5 protein-coding genes are annotated in these 3958 nt (G+C 57.9%); 3 read left to right on the top strand and 2 right to left on the bottom strand.

The window, feature by feature from the left end:
• Positions 1 to 215, bottom strand: a 215-nt coding sequence (locus HKD21_RS14215) for a recombinase family protein (RefSeq protein ID WP_194256255.1), incomplete at its 3' end; no start/stop codon positions are given.
• A 162-nt stretch (positions 216 to 377) separates the two neighbouring features.
• Here HKD21_RS14215 and HKD21_RS14210 point away from each other — a divergent pair.
• Genes HKD21_RS14210 through HKD21_RS14200 form a run of 3 tightly spaced genes read left to right on the top strand, consistent with a single transcriptional unit; the run spans position 378 to position 2390 of the window.
• Positions 378 to 1082, top strand: coding sequence for a hypothetical protein (locus tag HKD21_RS14210; RefSeq protein WP_194256254.1), 705 nt, complete (start codon positions 378 to 380; stop codon positions 1080 to 1082).
• A gap of 44 nt (positions 1083 to 1126) precedes the next feature.
• Entirely contained in the window at positions 1127 to 1513 is a 387-nt protein-coding gene (locus HKD21_RS14205; protein WP_194256253.1) for a hypothetical protein, read from the top strand.
• A gap of 4 nt (positions 1514 to 1517) precedes the next feature.
• Complete coding sequence (locus HKD21_RS14200; protein ID WP_194256252.1) at positions 1518 to 2390, top strand: hypothetical protein; 873 nt, start codon at positions 1518 to 1520, stop codon at positions 2388 to 2390.
• On the opposite strand, the gene HKD21_RS14195 is transcribed toward HKD21_RS14200, so the two are convergent.
• Positions 2387 to 3958: hypothetical protein (locus HKD21_RS14195; RefSeq protein ID WP_194256251.1), on the bottom strand; the 1572-nt coding region annotated here is incomplete at its 5' end. The two genes, HKD21_RS14200 and HKD21_RS14195, sit on opposite strands and share 4 nt — an antisense overlap.

The raw sequence follows: 3958 nt of genomic DNA, 5'->3' as shown, positions 1-3958 counted from the left end.
CCCAGACGGTCGAGCTTGACCACCGTCAGTGTGTCCCCGGCCTGAAGCCGTCTGACCAGTTTCTTCAGGACCGGACGCGATTTCCACGCGGTCGCTCCTGACACTGTTTCCGTCACAATCTGCGTCTCCGGCACGCCCTCCCGCAGAAGGTCCGTGACCTGATTGTCTGTCTGCTGTCGTGAGGTGCTTACGCGTGCATAGCCATATTTTCCCATAATCCCTGTCCTGTTCTTGAGGGACACCTTTGTGGGACCCTTTCAGGCCCTTCCGGTCTCCTTCCTGAATCATAACAAAATCAGGTGTTTACGGGATATATTGCAGGGGATTTCAACGCAGGTAGGGAACTGGATGCCGCTCTCACGATAATGGGGTGGGTCATGTTTTCCCCCTGTTTTTCGGAAGGTTTCGGGCGCGGCATGGATATCGAACTCTGCGGAAAACCCTTCTGGCTTCACGGAATCCGGGGAACGGTTCACGGGGTCTGTCAGTGGTCGGAACAGAGCACCTACCGTCCTCCGATTGGCAGCATGGCGGTCGGGGATACGCTCTTCGTGGACATTCCTGCCGAGAAAACCCTGTTCACCCGCGAGTATCAGAGGTTCTGGGTGGTCGCGCCTGATGGTCGCCAGTTTCAGGTCGGCCTGAAATGTCCCGTCCGGGAGGGGCAGGAGGTCTGTCTTGTCTGGGGGAATCTTCAGGGCAGGAAAACCGGGCGTATCCTCTATGTCCGCAACCTGTCCACGGGCCAGTCCACGCTGGTCTCCAATACCCTGCCGCTGTCGGTTGTGATGACAGATGCGTCCAGAATGGCAGGTCGCCTCCTGAAAGGCGTACTCGGCTTCGGTCTGCTGTTCGTGTGTCTGATGATTCTCATAGGGCTGGTCAGTCGCCTGATACCTCATGGAGAAGCCTCGTCCCTGAGGATGATTGCCCTGCTCGCGATGGTCGTAAATCTCGGGGTGCTTGTGGGTGGCATTGCTCTGCTGCGGGTCGTGCTTCGGCTGTTCCGAAACAGGCAGCAGGCTCTTCGCACGCTCAGCGCCATCCTCAACAGCAACCCCCGCTTTCTTGAGAGCCTGTGACGTGGGGACTGCCTCTCCATCAAAAAAGGAAAACCGTCTTGAAGATGATGAAAACAGCGGCTCTGGCTGTGGTGCTGGGCTGTCTGGGTGCCTGTTCCTCGGCTGGCAATGCCTCCCTGAAGAGTGTCACGGCTGCGGATATCGACCGCTCCATCCGCGATGGTGTGACAACCTCGTCCCAACTCCGTCAGCTCTATGGCGAGCCGTCCGAAACGTCCTTCGAGAACGGCAATGAGCTGTGGGTGTATGTCTATTCAGCCACCCGGCAGGATGGTCTGTCCATGGTGCAGGACGTTGTAGGGCTTGGCGTTCTGGGAACCAGAGATAGCGCCAAAAGCAATATCCTCAAGGTGACACTCCACAAGGACATCGTGGTCCATCACAGCTTCACCACCAGCCAGAATACTGGCGGCAGCGGACTGAGGCAGTAACATCATGAGCAGGTCTTTCCTTCCGGCTTTCGTCCTCGTGCTGGCTGTCAGCACTGTTCCGCTCTCCGTCCATGCCCAGAGCCTGACCCAGTGTCTGCTGGCGCATAATCAGGGACTCATCACACCGGCCTGTGCCCATCTTCTGGGACTGTCCGTGCCACCGTCCCAGCCTCAGACGCCTCCTGACAATGGCGGGGTGCATCTCAGGCAGACCGTGACTTATCAGCCCCTCGATAACGTCTTCGGGCAGGACAGCATTCTTGGCCTCAAACTGGGGATGACACAGGCTGACGCCACCAGCACCATGACATCCTACTGTGGCAAAGCTCCTCAGGTGACGAACACCTATCTGTCCACCACCTACAAGGGGGTCGGGGTCAACACGCAGTATTTCCCCAGCACCCTGACCTGTCAGAAGGGACAGGACAGCCTGACTGTGCGCCTGTCCATTCCTGTCATGGGGGCGGTGGTCACGAAGATTGAACGGTCTGCGTCCTTTCCGATGGAAGCCTCCCCGCATTACGCGGACCTTCAGGCGGATATCGCGTCCAAATATGGTCTGCATCTTCAGCCCATGACCCGCTACGGCACACCCTCCGGGACAGCCTATGCCGGACCGGATGGAAAGGTCGTGACGACCCAGACCGGGACGACTGCGGAAGCGAATGAACCGCTGACCTACACGACGCCCCATGAGATGGCCTATCTCTCGGTGACGGTCATTCCGGTCGGTGAAAACCTCTTCAATGTCTCCGGCCTCCGTCTGACACTGGAAGATTTACGGGCTGAAGAGGTCATGTATGCCGAACTGTTCAAACAGATGAATGGCTCGGTCGATGCCAAGCTCTCCGGTAGTCCGGTCAAGGCCGCTCTTTAAAGCGAGAAGGTCTGAACGGGAGAACGCTTTTGCCGGGGCTGGTCAGGAAATTGAATTTTCATGACTGGCTGGGCGTGTCTCTCGTTCTCCTTCAGGTCTGCCAGACGCTTCAGAGCCTCCTCCGGATTGGTTCTTGCCAAGAGCAGCAGTTCCACATCCCGCGTCTTTTCCAGATGAGCCACCAGTCTCTCCATCTCGGCTTTCGCTGTCAGGTAACGGCGAACCTTGGGGGTGTTCTGCCACGCCCTGTGCTGACGCTCCCGACCTGACACGACACGTTCCGCCGTCCAGTTCACGGCATAGGCAAAATTGTCATCGTCCAGCAGGTCGAGTTTGCCGACCTCGTGACGGTCATAGCCATAGCGATGCAGCAGAGCCTCGAACGCGGCTCTGGCTCTTTGGATGTCAGCTCCGTTCCAGAGATTCCAGACACTCGCTTTTTCTTTGGCCTGTTTCCACGCCTGACGGGCTGGCTCCAGTCTCTGTTCCTGTCTCTTGCGGAACACAGAAGCGTCCCGGCTTTTCGGGTCGGGATAGGGTTCAGGAGGCAGGGTCTGCCACTGGCTTTGAAAGCTGGTGAGGATTTCGGTCAGCAGGGCCGCAAAGCGTTTCTGGTCGTGCAGTAACTCCCGGAGCTGGCCATCTCTTTCCGCTTCCTGAGCATTGAAGTCTATCACCGACTGGATTTCCGCGTGTGACATCCCCTCCGTAATTGTCGAGCGGGAAGCGTGCAGAAGGGGAGCAATCGGTCCCAGCCAGTGAGGGGTTTGAGATAGAGAGTTTGGAGGCGGGGAGAGGAGTGCAGACCCGGAAGCGGAGCCAGATTTTTCCTTTTCCTCTGACGCCTCGTCGGAATCCTCAGTTCTGTCGCTATGGGGGTCAACGGGGGTTTCCCCCTTGCCAGTTGGGTCTCGTGTGTCACGAGAGCCAGGGCTGGCTATCCCTTTTTGTCTCATGGCCTCCGGGTCTGTTCTGAGCTGCTGAAGCTCGGCTTTCTTCAGGCCCAGAAGACGGGACAACGAGCCAACGAAGACCCCGTTTCCGTCCTTCAGAATGAGGACATCCGGTTTCTTCTGCCCCGCTTCCAGCGACCAGCCACGGTCTGCCACGGCACGTTCAAATGCCTGCCAGCTTTGGCTACGGGAGAACAGCTCCCGGACCTCGTATTTGATGTCGAACGGACTTGCTCCGTGACGCTGCGATTGTCTGGACTGCGGGTCTGAGAGACAGGAGTTCGGGAGCGGTCCTTCGCAGAGAGCCTTCAGACAGTCACGGAATTCCTCTGGAACAGCGTGATACACTGCTAGGTTATGGCGTCCCTTCGTCAGCTCCAGACCGTGTTTCAGCTCGAACAGACGGGCAACCTTCTCCTGACGTTCATAGCGATGCGAGACATCGAGAACCTTGCCGGTCTCGGCATGCGTCGTGCGAACCAGAAACTGGCAGTGGCGATTGTCTGCTTTGCCATCGTGGCGGGTTTTGGTGTGGATGACGGCAAGACAGACATCCGAGGCCTGAAATCCGAACTCTCTGGCGAGCATGGTGATGCAGTCGGCAAACTGTTCGTC

The organism is Gluconobacter cerevisiae (genome assembly GCF_015244675.1).
Lineage (GTDB): Bacteria > Pseudomonadota > Alphaproteobacteria > Acetobacterales > Acetobacteraceae > Gluconobacter > Gluconobacter cerevisiae.
Note: the sequence above shows the minus strand (reverse complement) of the source record. Positions and strands in the feature narration are given on the sequence as shown.